This is a genomic window from Phreatobacter cathodiphilus (genome assembly GCF_003008515.1).
In the GTDB taxonomy this organism is placed as follows: domain Bacteria; phylum Pseudomonadota; class Alphaproteobacteria; order Rhizobiales; family Phreatobacteraceae; genus Phreatobacter; species Phreatobacter cathodiphilus.
Genome location: NZ_CP027668.1, coordinates 647,323 through 663,487 on the forward strand (window position 1 = coordinate 647,323; position 16,165 = coordinate 663,487).

General features: G+C 71.1%; 10 protein-coding genes. 4 read left to right on the forward strand and 6 right to left on the reverse strand.

Annotation, left to right across the window (positions count from 1 at the left end; genetic code table 11):
• The first annotated feature begins 100 nt into the window (after positions 1 to 100).
• The 4 genes from fahA to C6569_RS03265 all read left to right on the forward strand — a co-directional run bounded on the left by fahA (position 101) and on the right by C6569_RS03265 (position 4,716).
• Positions 101 to 1,486 (forward strand): fumarylacetoacetase, encoded by a 1,386-nt coding sequence (fahA, locus tag C6569_RS03250; RefSeq protein ID WP_215905784.1) that lies wholly within the window; start codon positions 101 to 103, stop codon positions 1,484 to 1,486.
• A gap of 52 nt (positions 1,487 to 1,538) precedes the next feature.
• On the forward strand, positions 1,539 to 2,312 hold the full coding sequence (locus C6569_RS03255; RefSeq protein ID WP_106747489.1) for an SDR family NAD(P)-dependent oxidoreductase: 774 nt from the start codon (positions 1,539 to 1,541) through the stop codon (positions 2,310 to 2,312).
• Between the two features lie 27 nt (positions 2,313 to 2,339).
• Positions 2,340 to 3,689, forward strand: coding sequence for a homogentisate 1,2-dioxygenase (hmgA, locus tag C6569_RS03260; protein WP_106747490.1), 1,350 nt, complete (start codon positions 2,340 to 2,342; stop codon positions 3,687 to 3,689).
• Between the two features lie 61 nt (positions 3,690 to 3,750).
• On the forward strand, positions 3,751 to 4,716 hold the full coding sequence (locus C6569_RS03265) for a tripartite tricarboxylate transporter substrate binding protein (protein WP_106747491.1): 966 nt from the start codon (positions 3,751 to 3,753) through the stop codon (positions 4,714 to 4,716).
• 19 nt (positions 4,717 to 4,735) lie between these two features.
• On the opposite strand, the gene C6569_RS03270 is transcribed toward C6569_RS03265, so the two are convergent.
• The 6 genes from C6569_RS03270 to C6569_RS03295 all read right to left on the reverse strand — a co-directional run bounded on the left by C6569_RS03270 (position 4,736) and on the right by C6569_RS03295 (position 16,048).
• Positions 4,736 to 8,239: a PAS domain S-box protein gene (locus C6569_RS03270; protein WP_106747492.1), complete on the reverse strand. Its 3,504-nt coding sequence runs from the start codon at positions 8,237 to 8,239 to the stop codon at positions 4,736 to 4,738.
• Between the two features lie 140 nt (positions 8,240 to 8,379).
• Positions 8,380 to 9,966 carry an ABC transporter substrate-binding protein gene (locus C6569_RS03275; RefSeq protein ID WP_106747493.1) on the reverse strand — a complete coding sequence of 529 codons (1,587 nt, stop codon included), beginning with the start codon at positions 9,964 to 9,966 and terminating at the stop codon, positions 8,380 to 8,382.
• A 358-nt stretch (positions 9,967 to 10,324) separates the two neighbouring features.
• On the reverse strand, positions 10,325 to 12,328 hold the full coding sequence (fhuB, locus tag C6569_RS03280; protein ID WP_106747494.1) for a Fe(3+)-hydroxamate ABC transporter permease FhuB: 2,004 nt from the start codon (positions 12,326 to 12,328) through the stop codon (positions 10,325 to 10,327).
• Positions 12,325 to 13,206, reverse strand: a complete 882-nt coding sequence (locus C6569_RS03285; RefSeq protein ID WP_181313891.1) for an ABC transporter substrate-binding protein — start codon at positions 13,204 to 13,206, stop codon at positions 12,325 to 12,327. Before C6569_RS03285 ends, fhuB begins: the two co-directional genes overlap by 4 nt.
• Positions 13,203 to 14,009: an ABC transporter ATP-binding protein gene (locus C6569_RS03290; protein ID WP_215905785.1), complete on the reverse strand. Its 807-nt coding sequence runs from the start codon at positions 14,007 to 14,009 to the stop codon at positions 13,203 to 13,205. The genes C6569_RS03285 and C6569_RS03290 overlap by 4 nt, the downstream gene beginning before the upstream one ends.
• Positions 14,006 to 16,048 (reverse strand): TonB-dependent siderophore receptor, encoded by a 2,043-nt coding sequence (locus C6569_RS03295; RefSeq protein WP_181313892.1) that lies wholly within the window; start codon positions 16,046 to 16,048, stop codon positions 14,006 to 14,008. The genes C6569_RS03290 and C6569_RS03295 overlap by 4 nt, the downstream gene beginning before the upstream one ends.
• Positions 16,049 to 16,165: the final 117 nt, after the last annotated feature.

The window sequence follows — 16,165 nt, forward strand, 5'->3', positions numbered from 1 at the left end:
GCCCTGGACGGGCTGTCCCCGTCCGCTGTGACAGTGCCGGCCGCCGGGCCGTGCGAGAGTGCTGCGGGCGCCGTCCCGCCCGCCCCAGCCGGAGTGCTTCGTGACCCAGAGCCTGATCGACGAGACCCATGCGCGCGGCCGCCGGAGCTGGGTTGCCGCCGCCAATGCGGACGACACCGATTTCCCCATCCAGAACCTGCCCTTCGGCGTCTTCCGGCCCGTCGGCAGCGACGTCGCCGGCCGTATCGGCGTCGCCATCGGCGACCGCATCCTCGACCTCGCGGGCATCGCGGACCGCCTCGCCGACGCGGTCGAGGACGCCCGCACGCTGCTCGCCTCGCCCTCGCTCGCGCCGCTCATGGCACGCGAGCCCCGGCTCTGGACGGCCCTGCGCCGGGCGCTGGTCCGGATGCTCGAGGCGGGCTCGCCCGACCGGCCGGCGCTCGAACCGCATCTCGTCGCCGCCGAGACGGCGCAGATGCTGCGCCCGGTTCGCCCCGGCGGCTTCGTCGACTTCTTCGCCTCGATCCAGCACGCGACCAATGCCGGCAGCCTGTTTCGGCCGCAGTCGCCCCTGCTGCCCAACTACAAGCACGTTCCCATCGGCTATAACGGCCGCGCCTCCACCATCGGCGTCGATGGTGCGGCCGTCCGCCGCCCGAACGGCCAGAGGCGGCGCGACGGCGAGGAGGCTCCGTCCTTCGGGCCGAGCCTGCGCCTCGATTACGAGATGGAACTCGGGATCTTTCTCGGCGGCGCCAGCGAGATCGGCGAGCCCGTTCCCATCGCCGGCGCCTGGCGGCACATCTTCGGCCTCTGCCTGCTCAACGACTGGTCGGCCCGCGACATCCAGGCCTGGGAGTATCAGCCACTGGGGCCGTTCCTCGGCAAGAGCTTCGCCACGACCATCTCGCCCTGGATCGTAACGGCGGATGCCCTCGCTCCCTTCCGCGTCCCGGCCCTGGCACGGACCGCCGGCGATCCAGCCCCGCTGCCCTATCTGCTCGATCCCGCCGACCAGGACCTGGGCGGCGTCGACATCCGCGCCTCGGCCTGGCTGCGCACGGCATCGATGGCGGCGGCCGGCACGCCGCCCCGGCGCCTCGGCCAAGCCTCCTCCCGTGGGCTCTACTGGACCCCGGCCCAGATGGTCGCCCACCAGACGAGCAACGGCTGCAATCTCGAGCCCGGCGACCTCTACGGCACCGGCACGATTTCCGGCGACGGGCCGGATGCGCTCGGCAGCCTGCTCGAGATCACCCGTGGCGGCAGCATTCCGCTGTCCCTGCCGGACGGCCAGATGCGCACCTTCCTCGAAGACGGCGACGAACTGACACTCACCGCGCGCTGCGAGCGCGAGGGCTTCACCCCGATCGGCTTCGGCCGGTGCCGCGGCACGATCCTCCCCGCGCGCGGGGACCCTCACGCCTCCCCGCCTGTCACCGCCGATGGGGACAGACGGCCGGCCCCCGCCGCCTTAGCCTGACCGCAACCATGGGATGGCCGAATGGTCCATCCCGACCCGCAGGAGCGAACCGATGAGCAATCTCCGCCAGGGCGGGCAGGGCGAATATGCCCTGCAGGGCCGCGTCGCCGTCGTGACGGGCGGCAGCAACGGCATCGGTGCCGCGGCGGTGAAGCGCCTCGCGGCAGCCGGCGCCACCGTCGTCGTCGGCTACAATGCGGGGCGGGACCGGGCCGAAGCCCTTGCCGCCGGCCTTCCCGGCAGCGGCCACCTGGCGCTGCGCCTGCCGATGGAGGACAGCGCCGCCATCGCCGCCGCCGCCGCCATCGTGCGCGAGCGGTTCGGCAAGGTCGACGTCCTCGTCAATTCCGCCGGCGTCACCCGCGCGGTGCCGCACGCCGATCTCGATGCGCTGGACGACGCCACCTTCGACCGCATCCTCATCACCAACGTCCGCGGTCCCTTCGCCACCGTCCGCGCCTTCGCGCCGCTGCTGCGCGCCAGCGGGGATTCCGTCGTGGTGAACGTCTCCTCGCTGTCGGGCATGACCGGCCTCGGCAGTTCCATTGCCTATTGCGCCTCCAAGGGGGCGCTGGACACGATGAGCCTGTCCCTCGCGCGCGTGCTCGCGCCCGAGACGCGCGTCATCACCGTCGCCCCCGCCGCGGTCGCCACGGACTTCGTCCCCGGCCGCGGCCGCGAGGCCGTCGAGAAACAGGCCGCCTCCACCCCCCTGCGCACCGTCGCCGAGCCCGACGACGTCGCCCTGTCCATCCTGGCCGCCGTCACGCATCTGCGCCTGACGACCGGCAGCAGCATCGTCGTCGACGGCGGCCGCCACCTCTAGGCACGCCCCGGCAAGGAGAGTGAAGCCATGAACGCCCATGTCACCGTCGCCTCCAGCGAGGCGGTGCTGTCGCCCTCCGACGGCTCGACCGCCTACATGACGGGCTTCGAGAATTCCTTCGCCACCGAGGCGGTCGCCGGCGCGCTGCCCATCATGCGCAACTCGCCGCAGAAGGCGCCGCAGGGCCTCTACGCCGAACAGCTCTCGGGCTCGGCCTTCACCGCGCCGCGCCACACCAACAAGCGCACCTGGTTCTACCGCATGCGGCCCTCGGTGAAGCACGGCCGCGGCTTCCGCCAGGTCGACCACGGGCTGATCCGCACGGCGCCCTGCCGCGACGAGAGCGATCTGCCGATCGCCCAGATGCGCTGGCACCCGGTGCCCATCCCCTCCGAGCCCTGCACCTTCCTGTCGGGGCTCAGGACCATCTGCACCGGCGGCGACGTCTATATGCAGGCGGGCATGGCCAGCCACGTTTATGTGGCGAACAGGTCCATGGGCGACGACTATTTCTACAATTGCGACGGCGAGATGCTGCTCGTGCCGCAGGACAATTCCATCCGCGTCTTCACCGAATGCGGCATCATCGACGCCACGCCCGGCGAGATCGTCGTCGTGCCGAAAGGCATGAAGTTCAAGGTCGATCTGCCCAACGGCCCGGCCCGCGGCTATGTCTGCGAGAACTACGGCTCCTATCTGACGCTGCCGGAGCGCGGTCCCATCGGTGCCAATTGCCTGGCCAACCCCCGCGACTTCCTCACGCCCGTCGCCGCCTACGAGGACAAGGAGACGCCCTGCCGGCTCTTCGTGAAGGCCCTCGGCAAGCTCTACGTGACGGACCTGCCGCAATCGCCGCTGGACGTCGTCGCCTGGCACGGCAATTTCGCGCCCGTGAAATACGATCTCCGGCGCTTCTCGCCGGTCGGCTCGATCCTCTTCGACCACCCCGATCCGTCGATCTACACGGTGCTAACCTCGGCGTCCGACACGCCAGGCACCGCCAATGTCGACTTCGTCATCTTCCCCGAGCGCTGGATCGTGATGGAGAACTCGTTCCGGCCGCCCTGGTACCACATGAACGTCATGAGCGAGTTCATGGGGCTCATCTACGGCGTCTACGACGCCAAGCCCGGCGGCTTCGTGCCCGGCGGCATGAGCCTGCACAACGCCCTGGTGGCCCACGGGCCGGACGCCGAGGCCTTCGAGAAGGCCTCCAACAAGCCGCTCCACCCCGAGAAGCTCTCGGGCACCATGGCCTTCATGTTCGAGACCCGCTTTCCGCTGAGCCCCACCGCGTATGCCTCCAGCCTCGACCTGATGGACGGGGCCTATCCGGACTGCTGGGACACGATCGACCGCAAGTTCGCCCCCGCCTGAGGGTCGCCCCGGCGTCGCCGCCGGCCGCCCGCAGCCACACCGCTAGCCCGAGGAACCCCCGATGCCCACACGCCGCCTTGCCGTCGCCGGCATGATCTCGTCAGCCTTCGTGCCGCGCTTCGCCCGGGCGCAGGCCTGGCCGAGCCGGCCCGTCATTCTCGTCCACGGTTTCGGTGCCGGCGGCAACGCCGATTCCATCTCGCGGGTCATGGCCAACGCCCTGTCCGAGGAGCTCGGCCAGCAGGTCGTCGTCGAAGCGAAGCCGGGCGCGGGCGGCAATCTCGCCTCCGAACAGGTGGCCCGCTCCCAGCCGGACGGGCATACGATCATCCTGCTCACCGGCGGCCATGCGGTCTCGGCGGCTCTCTACCGGAACCTGCGCTTCAATCCGGTGGATGACTTCGCCTTCGCCTCCCTGGTGGCGACCTTCCCCTTCATCGTCGCCGCGCGCGCCGAGAGCCCGCTGAAGACCATCGGCGACGTCATCGAGGCAGCCCGCAAGGACCCCGGCAAGCTGACCTTCTCCTCGGTCGGCTTCGGCTCCACCCAGCACCTGACGGGCGAGCTCTTCGCCGGCACCGCCGGAATCAAGCTCACCCACGTGCCCTATCGCGGCGGCATGCAGCCGCTGGCGGATCTGATCTCCGGCCGCATCGACCTGGTGGTCGACACGATTACCGTCACGGGTGCCGCCATCCGCTCCGGCACGATCCGCGGCCTCGGCGTGACCAGCCCCGAGCCGTGGCCGGCCCTTGCCGAGGTGCCGCCGGTCGCCGCCACCCTGCCGGGCTTCCAGGTGCCGTCCTGGATCGGTATCGCCGCGCCCGCGGGAACGCCGCCCGCCGTCGTCGAGAGGCTCAACGCCGCCATCGCCAAGGCGCTGCAGGTCGAGAAGGTCAGGGAGCAGCTCGGCTTCCTCGGCGTGAAGCCGCAGGCGACGTCGCCGGACGGTATGCGCGCCTTCGTCGCCGCCGAGATCCAGCGCTGGAAGGGCGTCGTCGAGACGGCCCGGCTGGAGCGGATCTGACGGCACCCCGCCGGCACCGTCAGCCGGGGGTCTCCGACAGGCGGCGGATGGCGTCGCCGAGCGACTTCACGTCGAACGGCTTGCGGATCACCGCCGCAGCCTGCGGGGCGCCGTCGTCCAGCGGCTCGGCATAGCCGGTGCAGTAGATGAAGGGCACGCCGAGCCTCTGCAGCGCCTCGGCCACCGGACGGCTCGTCTCCCGGCCGAGATTGACGTCGAGCACCGCCAAATCCGGCGGCGCCTGCGCGATGATGGCGAGGGCCGCCTCGCAGGATGCCGCGGGCCCCGTCACCTCGCAGCCCAGCTCGATGACCGTCTGCTCGAGTTCCATGGCGATCAGCGCCTCGTCCTCGACGATGAGCACGCGGCGCCCCGACACCGCCGGGGCCTCGACCGCGCCGGCGAGCTCCGGCACCTCGGGCATGGCCGGCTGGGCCATGGCCTCGAGCTCTTCCGCCGGCACGTCGATGCGGCAGGAGAGACCCTCGGGATCCCAGTCGAGCCGCACCTCGCCGCCGAGCTGGCGTTCCACCGAGGTCCGGATCACCGTCGAGCCGAAGCCCTTGCGCCCCGGTGGTTGGACGGGGGGGCCGCCGCGCTCCCGCCAGGTCAGTTCGAGGGTCCGCGAGGACGGCGCCCCCGCATAGCGCCAGGAGACGTCGAGGCTGCCCTGTTCGAGGGACAGCGCACCGTATTTGGTGGCGTTTGTGGCGAGTTCATGCAGGGCGAGAGCGAGGGCCTGGGAGGCCGCCGGGCGCAGCCGGAGGGACGGCCCCTCGATATGGATGCGGTCTGCGCCGGGGCGGGCGAAGGGCGCCAGTTCCTCGCGCACCAGCGTGTCGAGATTGACGCCTTGCCACCGGCTCTCGGCGAGGAGGCTGTGGGCGCGCGCGAGGGCGTGGATGCGCCCGCTCACCGCCGCCTTGAACGCGGCGACGTCGGCACTCTTGGTCAGCTGCACCACCGACTGCACGACGCTCAGCAGGTTCTTGGCGCGGTGATCCACTTCGCGGGCGAGCAGGCGGGCGCGGTCGTCGGCCTGCCGCCGCTCCGTCATGTCGAGGGAGACCCCCACAAGTCCAGCGACCGAGCCGTCGGCCGCCCGCAGCGGCGTCTTGATCGACAGCCACTGCAGCAAGGTCCCGTCTGGCTGGACGACGTCCTCCTCGACCTGCCGGGCGACACCCGTCGTCATGACCTCCCGGTCGTTGGCCATGATGGCGCCGGCCTGATCCGCATCGGCCATGAACGCGAGGGCGGTCTTGCCGAGGAAGGCCTCCGGCGGCAGGCCTGTGGCTTCGGCGAAGCCGCGGTTGCCGAGCAGGATGCGGCCTTCGAGGTCCTTGGCATAGGCGGCCCCCGGAAACGTGTCGAAGAAGGCTTGGAGGAGCGATGTCGCGCGATCCCGGTCGGCCTCCAGCGCTCGCCGGGCCTCCACGTCCACCGCCACGCCGGGAAAACGCAGGGGACCGCCGTCCGCCGACAGTTCCACCTTGCCGCTCGCCTCCACCCAGCGGTAGACGCCGTCGCTGTTCCGCACGCGGTATTCGCATCGGTAGCTGCCGCCCGTGTCCAGCGCCCCCTGGATCGCGTCGCGCACCGCAGCCTGGTCGTCGGGATGGATGGCGGCAACCGCCTTGGTGAGGGGAAAGCCGGTCCGCGCCTCGTCGATGTCGATGCCGAAGGTCCGCGCAAAACGCTCGTCGGCGGTGACGCGGTCGCCCGGCACGTCCCACACCCAGGTGCCCTGGATGGCGCCGGAATCGAGCGCCAGCTCCAGCCGCTCCTTCGCCTCGCGCTGTTCGTGGATGTCGGTCGAGGTGCCGAACCAGGCGGTCACGGCGCCGGTTTCGTCCCGGAGCGGTTCGGCCTGCGCCACGTACCAGCGATAGGCGCCGTCGTGCCGCCGGTAACGCATTTCGATCCGGTAGGGTTCGGCCCTCTCGCGCGCCTGGGCCCAGGCCCTCGCGGTGCGGTCCGCGTCCTCCGGGTGAAGGGCAGCCGCCCAGCCGTTGGGCAAGGCCTCCGCCGGGCTCTGGCCGGTAAACTCGTACCAGCGCTCGTTGAGGTAGTGGAGGTCGCCGTCGACCGTGGCGAACCAGACGAAGGAGGGGATCACGTTGGTGAGCGTGCGAAGCCGGTCCTCGCTCTGGCGCAGTAGCTCCCCGCTCTGGCGCAGGGCCTCCTCGACGTTGCGCCGCTCGTCGATGTCGATGACCGAGCCGACATAGCCGAGGAACTCTCCCGACGGCGAAAATCGCGGAGCCGCCGCGTCGATGGCCCAGCGATAGGCGCCGTCGACCCGGCGAAGGCGATATTCGAGCCGGAACGGCTTGTGGGCGGCATTGGCCTCGCGGAAGATCTCCTCGGCCATCGCCCTGTCGTCCGGGTGGGTCGCGGAAAGCCAGCCGAAGCCTTCCGCCTCCTCCTGCGTCTGCCCGGTGAAGTCGTACCAGAGCCTGTTGAGATAGGTGCAGTAGCCCGAGGCATCCGTCACCCACATCATCACCGGCGAACTGTCCGCGATGTTCCTGAACCGCGCCTCGCTCTCCCGCAGGTCGTCTTCGGCCCGGGCGCGCTCGACCGCCTCCCAGGTCCGGGCTCCCGTTTCCTCGATGAGCTGGATCTCCTCGCTGGTCCAGGCGTGAGGCTCGCGGAAGTTGACATAGAGCGAGGCGGAGAAGCGGCCGTGGCGGATGAGCGGCACCGAGGCATAGGCGCGGGTGTCGAGGGCCGTCCAGACCGCTGCGTCCTGGCCGGGATCTGCGAGCACGTCGTCGCAGCTCTGGGTGAGGCCGCGGCGCTGGCGGGCGATGTCCTCTGCGCCGAAGCTGTCCAGGGGGAAACGGCCCGAGATCGGCGCGACCCCGTCCGCCCAGCAGACGTCGAGGGATACGGTTGCGTCGTCCAGCAGCACCTCGCCATAGCCCACCCGGTTGGCGCCGAGATGCCGCCCGAGCGCCCCGGCCGCGGCCAGCATGATGGCGCGGCCGTCGCTCTCCTGGCGCAGCGCGGCCTCCAGCTTGAGCTTGAACTCCTGGCGGCGCAGGCCGAGCACGCGGTCGGTGGTCTCGTTGCCCTGGTTGAGGATGCCGACCACCTGCCCGTCCTCGTCGAGGATGGGGGTGAAGCTGTAGTTCCAGTAGGTCTCGTGGACCCGCCCGAGCCGCTGCATCGGCAGCATCTGGTCGAAGACCGAGAAGCCCTCGCCGGTGGAGAGGACCCGCGCAAATTGCGGCCCGACCACCGGCCAGATGTCCGACCAGACCTCGGCACCCGTCCTGCCGAGCGCCCAGGGGTGGCGCTCGCCCGGGATCGGGGCCCAGGCGTCGTTGTAGATCAGGAGCAGATCCCGCCCCCAGTAGACCGCCGTGGGAAAGGCCGAGTTCAGGCAGATCGCCACCGCCGACCTCAGGCTCGCCGGCCAGGCGGCGGGAGCTCCCAGAGGATGGGCGGACCAGTCGAAGCTGCGGATGCGCTCGCCCATCAGGCCGCCGCCGGCCAGGAATTTGGGAGTGTCCAACGCTGCTTGCCCCTCTCACGCAGGGGCCCGAAGGCTGGTCCCCGCGCGGTCTGTGCCGAGGCGGACTGCCCCTCGCCGCGCCCTGAACGCGCGAGCGGCAGAATGGTTCCCGGCGGCGAGCAGATCCGGCCGCGGCGGGCTCACGCCCGCCTGACGTTCCAGAAAACCGGGTTGCCGTTGAGAATGCCGGTCAGGTTGCTGCGGAAGGCGGTCGGGAAGAAGCGCTGCCCGAGCGGGATGTAGGGCACCTCCTGGAAGGCGAGCTCCTGCATCCGCCGCGCCAGCGCCACCTGCGCCTCGGGGGTCGGTGCCCGGAACCAGTCGTCGCGCATCTGTTCCATGGCGGGAATGGTCGGCCAGCCGGGGGCGGCGTTGCGGCCGTGCGAGCGCAGGAAGGCGTGGCCCGCCGGGGTGAACTGGTCAGTGCCGCTCCAGAAGGTGTGGAAGACGTTCCAACCGCCCTGCTCGACCGGCTCCGTCTTGGCGCGGCGCTGCACAACCGTGCCCCAGTCGGAGAGCTGGTAGTCGACGTTGAAGCCGAGCTTCTTCAGGAGGTCGGCGCCGACGTCGGAGAGAGCCTTGGAACTGGCGATCTCCGCCGCCCCGAGCACCACCACCTTCTCGCCCTTGTAGCCGGCGGCGAGGATGGCGGCCTTCGCCTTTTCCAGATCGCGCGGGCCGGTGATGGCGCTCATGCCGGCATCGGTCGCCATCGGCGTGCCCGGGCAGAAGATGCCGACGCCGTCCTTCCAGAGGTCCCGGTCGCTGGTCTGGGCCTCCATGAAGTCCGACTGGCTGACGGCTGACAGCACGGCCCGGCGGATGGCCGGATTGTCGAAGGGCGGCACGAGGTGGTTCAGCCGCATGGTCGAGATCCAGCCCGTGGGGTCGATGACGCGCGTCGACACCCCGCGCATCGCTTTCAGCGCCGGCAGGAGGTCGGCGTCGGGTGAGTACCACCAGTCGATCTCGCCCGCCCGGAGGGCCCCCATCGCCGTGTTGGGGTCCGGCATGATCCGCCACTCGACGCGCTCGAAATGGGCGACCTTGGGTCCCGCCGTCCAGTCCGGCGTCCCGCCGGAGCGCGGCACGTATCCGTCGAATTTCTGGTAGGCGATCAGCGCCCCGGGCACCCGCTCTCCCGCAAGGAAGCGATAGGGTCCGGAGCCCACCATCTCGTTGACCCGTTCCGTCGGCGACGTGGCGGCCAGCCGTTCCGGCATGATGGCGCACATGTTGGGCGAGGCCTTGCCCAGCGCGTCCGGCAGCAGCGGGAAGGCGTGTTTCAGGCGGAAGCGGATGGTCTTGTCGTCGGCGGCGACGAGCTCGTCCGTCGCGGCCATCAGGACCTGGCCGAAGGCGTCGCGGGCGCCCCAGCGCTTGATCGAGGCGACGCAGTCGCGCGCCAGCACCGGCGAACCGTCGTGGAACTTCAGCCCGTCGCGCAGGGTGAGCACCCAGACCTTGCCGTCGTTCTCCGTCAGCGCGCCGGCCAGCATCTGGGGCTGCATGCGGTACTGGCCGTCCATGCCGAACAGCGTGTCGAAGACCATGTAGCCGTGGTCGCGCGTCGGATAGGTCGTGGTCCAGACCGGGTCGAGCACGGCGACATCCGTCTGCGGTACGAATTTCAGCACGTTGGCGCCCTGGGACAGCGACAGGGACGGCGCGGCGACGACGGCTGCGGAGGTTGCGAGAAAACGGCGGCGGGACAGCGAACGGGCCATGGTTCTGCCTCATCTACGGGAAGACCAGCAGGATGTGAGCGGGTCGTCTCCCTGTAAAGGCCGATGTTGCGGCCCTGTCGCCCGAATAGGCGCGGAGGCCTGTGCTGAAACAGGTGATGGAGCAGACGTAAATGACAAAGAGAATAGGTATTTTCGAAAGGGAAGGCGGCGCTCGGCGCGGCTGAAAATTGGGAAACGGGCGGCCGGCCGGTCTGGAATCTTGCGATCCGTGTCGTCAGGTCATCGCGTCAGCCGCCACAACGCGTGCTCCGGCCTTGCGTGCCGAACCACCGCCCGTGTGCCATGACGTCGCGGCTGAACCTTGCTCACGGTCCTGCCCTCCGCGGGAGGGCGAACGTCAACGGCGGCGCGCCAGGGCCACGAGGACATAGGGGAGGCCGATCAGGGCGGCCACCAGCCCGGCGGGCAGTTCGTAGGGGAACAGCACAAGCCGCCCGCCGCAGTCCGCCAGCACCATCAACGTGGCGCCGGTCACCACCGCCGCCGCGATCTGGGACGCCGCACGGGTGAAGCCGGCGAGGCGCGCCATGTGGGGCGCCATCAGGCCGACGAAGCTCAGCGGGCCGACCGCCATCATCGCCGCCGCCGCGAGACCCGCCGCCACCGCGAGAATGGCGAGGCGCGCGCGCCGCACGTCGAGGCCGAGGCCGGCGGCGGCGACCGGTCCGAGACCGAGGAGGTCGAGCCACCGGGCGAGCGCAAGGGCGGCGGGCAATCCCAGTGCCGCCGCGGCCAGGAGGGCGGCGACCGCTCGCCCGTCGGCGTAATAGGTCGCCCCCGAGGTCCAGAGGAGCAGCTTGGAGGCGCGGAAATCGCCGGTCACCAGGAAGGCGACGACCACGGCGTCGAGCAGGGCGCTCAGCGCCAGTCCAGTCAGCACCAGCGGCTCGGGGGCGAATTGCGAGCGCCGGCCGAGCCAGAAGAGCACCATCGCCACGCCGAAGGCCCCGGCGGTGGAGGCCGACAGCAGGAGGAGCGGCCCGGGCACGAGGCTGATGGTCAGCGCCGCGACGAGTCCCGCCGCGACGCCTGAGCCGATGCCGAGCATTTCCGGGCCGGCGAGGGGATTGCCGGTGAGGCGCTGGAGCAGTACGCCGGCCGCCGCCAGCATGGCGCCGGCGGTGAGCGCCGCCACGACCCGCGGCAGGCGCCAGGGCGCCAGCGCCGCGAGGTCGGTGCCCCAGGCGAGGGCGAGGCCGCCGTCCGCCGTGCGGCCGATCAGCGTCGCGGCGAGCGCCGCGGCCATGCAGGAGACCGCCAGCACCGCGATCATCCGCCCGGGCGGGGTGCGGCCCGCAGTCGCGGAGCCGGCGGCCGGGCCGTCCCGGGTCGGGGCCGCCACTCCCAGGCGGATGCGCGGCAGCAGCCACAGCAGGATCGGTGTGCCGAGGAGCGCGGTGGCCGCCCCCGTCGGCAGGTTGCCGCTCGCCTGGACGGCGATGTCCACGATCACCAGGAGAGCGCCACCGATGACGGGCGTCGCCCACAGGCGCTGCGACAGCCGCCGCGCGCCCGCCATGCGCGCGATCTGCGGCGCGGCGAGTTCGAGGAAGCCGATCATGCCGACCGCCGCCGTGACCGTCGCCGTCAGCATGACGCCGAGGCCGAGGACGAGGATGCGGAACCGGCCGACCGGAACGCCGAGGCTGCGGGCATTGTCCTCGCCGAGCGCCAGCAGCGCCAGCGGGCGGACCACCAGCGCGGCGAGTGCCAGCAGCACCGCGATGCGCGGCAGGAGGAACGAGACGACGGACCAGTCCTGCTGCTCCAGCGATCCCGAGCCCCATAGGAACAGCGTCCCGACATATTCGTGGTTGACCAGCTTCAAGGTGGTCGCCACCGCCCAGCAGGCGAGATTCAGCACCAGTCCGGCGAGGATGACCGGCAGCGAGGCGAAGCCGCGCCGCCACGTGACCGCAAAGACCGCCGCCGTCAGCGCCGCGGCACCGGCGAGCGCCACCGCTTCGCGCGAAAAGCCCGCGAGGCCGGGCAGGCCGATGACTGCCAGGGTGACGGCGAGCTGGGCGCCGGCCGAGACACCGAGCGTCGTCGGCGCGGCGAGCGGATTGCCCAGCGCCTCCTGGAACAAGAGGCCCGCCGTCGCCAGAGCGGCACCGCAGAGGAAGGCGACCGCCAGCCGGGGCAGGAGGCTGTAGTGGAGGACCAGCCCCCCGACGTCGCCGTCGCGGCCGAGCCCGGCGGAGAGCCAGCGCGCCGGCGGCACGGCCTCGCCCGCCCGCAGGAGGAAGAGGGCGAGGGCGAGCCCGGCCAGGCCGAGGCACCAGGCCAGCGGTCCCGCCCTTCGGAGCGGGGCTCCGGCGGTCTGCGGGCCGGCAGTCATGGGGCGCTGCCCGCCAGCACGGGCGGCAGCGCCTGCGCGAAGCGCGCGGCTGCCGACAGGTCGCCGAAAGCCCACACCGGCCCGATGCTCCGCACCCGGCCCTCGCGCACGAAGGGCAGGGCCCGCCACAGGCCGGGCCGCGCCAACGTCGCCTCGACCCCCGGCGGGGTGGGGCCGATGACGACGGCCAGAGCGTCGGAATGGCTGGCGAGTTCCGCGAGGCCGAGAACCGCGAAGCCCCAGGGATTGGTCGCGCCCTCATAGGCGGAGCGCAGGCCGAGCCGAGCCAGCACGTCCGCCAGCAGGCTGCCCCGGCCATAGACCCGGACGTGTCGGGCATCCAGGAAGGCGATCGGCAGGAGGGGGCGGTCGATGCCGGCGAGGCGCGCCCGCACCGTATCGGCGGTCCGTTCGAAGGCGGTGATGAAGGCGCGTGCCTCGGTCTCGCGGCCCGTGGCCACGCCGAGGCTTAGGGCCGCCTCCCGTGCCGCGGCGAGGGGCGTCCGTCGCCCGGAATAGATGTCGAGCACCAGGGCGGGGGCGATGGGGGCCATCAGGGCCCGCGCATTCTCCGTCTGCTGCCCCATGACGATGAGGTCGGGCCTGAGGGCCGCCAGCCGCTCGAGATTGGGCGCCGTCCGCAGGCCGATATCCGCGACGGCGGCCGGCAGGGCCGGCTCCGCCACCCAGGTCCGGTAGAGCGGGATCTCCGCGACGCCGACCGGCGTGACGCCGATCGAGACCAGCGTCGCCGCCAGGCCCCAGTCGATGGCGACGACGCGTGCGGCGGCACCGAGGGCCGGCGGTGCCGCGCCCGACCAGGCGACCGCCGCCAGGCCGGCGAGGAGCCGGCGCCTCCGGGGATCCGCCAGGGTCAATGCGGCAGCCCCACGGGCCAGCCGGCGCCGGGGTGCCGTAACACGTGCATCGGAACCCCGTAGATCGCCTCCAGGGTCGCCTCCGTCATGATCGCCTCGGGCGGGCCGGCGGCCGCCACCCGTCCGCCGCGGAGCGCGATGATCTCGTCGGCGAAGCGGGCGGCCATGTTGATGTCGTGGATGATGATGAGGACGCCGCAAGCTCTGATGCGCGACAGCCCGCGGATCAGCCCGAGGATGTCGATCTGCTGGGCGACGTCGAGGGCCGCCGTGGGTTCGTCCAGCAGCATGAACTCGGCGCGTTGGGCCAGCAGCATGGCGAGCCAGGCCCTCTGGCGCTCGCCGCCCGACAGGCTGTCCGCCGGCCGGTCCGCATGGGCGCCGAGCCCGGTCAGCGCGACCGCTTCGTCCACCAGGGCGGCGTCGGTTGCCGAGGGCCTGCCGAGCGGGCCGTGCCAGGGATAGCGGCCGAAGCCCGCCAGTTCGCGCACCGTCAGGCCGGCGCCGGTCGACAGGATCTGGGGGAGATAGGCCACCTTGCGGGCGAAGGCGCGACCGCCCAGCGCGACGAGGGGCTGGCCGTCGAAGGAAATGGCGCCCTCGTCCGGCTCCGCCTGTCGCGCCAGCATCCGCATCAGGCTGGACTTGCCCGAGCCGTTGTGGCCGATCAGCCCGTAGACGCGGCCGCGCGTCAGGCTCAGGGAGATCGGTCCGACGATGCGGCGTCCCTCGGCGGACAGGCAGGCTCCGTCCAGGACGAAGCCGCCTCCTGCGCCCTCGGAGCTGTCGCCGCCCTCGCTCACCAGCGATAGCCGATGCTGACCGTCGCCCGCCGCCGGTCGCCGTAGAAACAGGCCGACGCGGAGGAGCAACTGGCGACATAGGTCTTGTCGAAGAGGTTGGTGACCGTCATGCGCATGGTCCAGTTCCGGTACTCGTATTTCAGCCCCGCATCCACCACCGCATAGGCCGGCACGGGCAGGGTGTTGGCGCCGTCGGCGAAGGATTCCCCCACATAGCGGACGCCGGCGGACAAGCCGAGCCCGGCCAGGGCGCCGTCCTGCACCGTGTAGTGCGCCCAGAGCGAGGCGAACTGGCGCGGAATGCCGGCCGGGGTATGGCCGATGAGCGTGGTGTCGAGGTCGCTCACCACGCGGGGATCGGCATGGGTATAGGCGGCGATCACCTTCCACCCCGAGCCGAGATCGGCATTGGCCTCCAGCTCCACGCCGCGCGACCGGATCGCGCCGATCTGCGAGGTGGCGAAGGCCGGCGTGTAGATGGTGGTGGAGACGTTCTCCCGTCGGATGTCGAACACCGCCGCGCCGAACGTGACGTTCCAGCCGGTGGGCCGGAACTTGACGCCGGCCTCGAGGCCGCGGCCGGTTTCGGGTTGCAGCAACTGGCCGGTCAGGCCGTTCGTGCCGACCTGCGGGTTGAACGAGGTCGCATAGGAGACATAGGGCGCGAGGCCGAAGGCGGTCGTGTACATGAGCGCCGCGCGGCCGGTGAACCGGCCCGTGGTGTCGCTGGTGTCGGCGGCGGGGTTCAGGCGGTTGGTCAGGCTGGTGCTGACGCTGTCGTAGCGACCGCCGAGGACGAGGTTGAAACCGCCGAGGCGGATCTGGTCCTGAACGTAGAAGCCGGCCTGCGACTGCACCACCGTGCCGAGGATGTAGCGCGAGGTGACGGGCGTCACCGGCGTATAGACCGGGTTCAGCAGGTTGAGGTTGGTGCCGAAGGCGAAGCCCTGGTCGTCGTTGATCTGATAGCGCTTGAGGTCGATGCCGGTGAGCAGCGTGTGGCTGAGCGCGCCGGTGCTGAAGCGCCACTCGGCTTGGGTGTCGAGGTTGAACTGATAGGCGGTCGGCGACGTGACGAAATTGTAGCGCAGCAGATCGGCCGCGGCGGCGGTGGTGGCATAGCCGCCGCCGTAGACGGTCTGGTAGTCGACCGACAGATAGGCCATGCGGCCGTTCTGCCGGATCGTCAGCGTGTCGTTCACCCGATGGCTCAGGGCATAGCCGAGCATGGCCTGCTCGCGGCGGAAATGGTCGTAGCCGGGATTGCCGGTGAACAGGCTGGTGGGGATGCGACCCCAGGGCGCCGAGACCACGGTGCCCACATAGGGCAGGAAGTTCTGCCCGCGCGTCAGGTCGCGCGTGTAGGAGGCGAGGATGGTCAGGCTGGTGTCCGGCGAGGGCTGCCAGGTCAAGGCGGGCGCGATGTGGAACCGGTCGTTCTCGGTGTAGTCCGTCTGCGTGCCGCCGAGCCGGCCGATCATGGAGAGCCGGTAGAGCCACTTGCCCGAGGCGTCGACGGGGCCGCCGACGTCCAGCGCGCCATAGGCGTTGCCGAAACTGTCGATGCCGGTCTCGGCACGGCCGCCGAAGGTGGAGGGTGGTCGCCGGCTGATGGCGTTGATGATGCCGCCGGGGTCGCCGCCGCCATAGAGGGTCGAGGCCGGGCCGCGCAGGATCTCGATACGCTCCAGGCTCCAGGGGTCGAGCTTCCAGGTGGCGAAGGAGGTCGAGTAGAGCTGCAGTCCGTCGAGGAAATAGCCCGTCGTCTGCTGCGGGAAGCCGCGGATCAGGAACCAGTCGTTGCGCGCATCGGCGCCGAAGGTCTCGCTGCGCACGCCAGCCGAATAGCGCGTGGCCTCGGTCACGGTCGTCGGCTGCTGAAGGCGCATCTGCTCGGCGCCGACGACGCCGATCGCCTGCGGCGTCTCCAGGATCGGCGTGTTGGTCTTGGTGGCGGTGGCGCTGCGGTTGGCCACGACGCCCCGCACCGGCCCCAGCGGATCCTCGTTGCCCTCGCGCTCGATGACGACCTCGCCCAATGCTGTGGCGCCTTGGGCCGATACTGGTTGCGTCTGTGCTTTGGCCACGGATATGGGCAATGTTGCCGAGAATAAAATAAGAAATGTTCTAGTGAACGTCCCGATGCCCGCCATCGG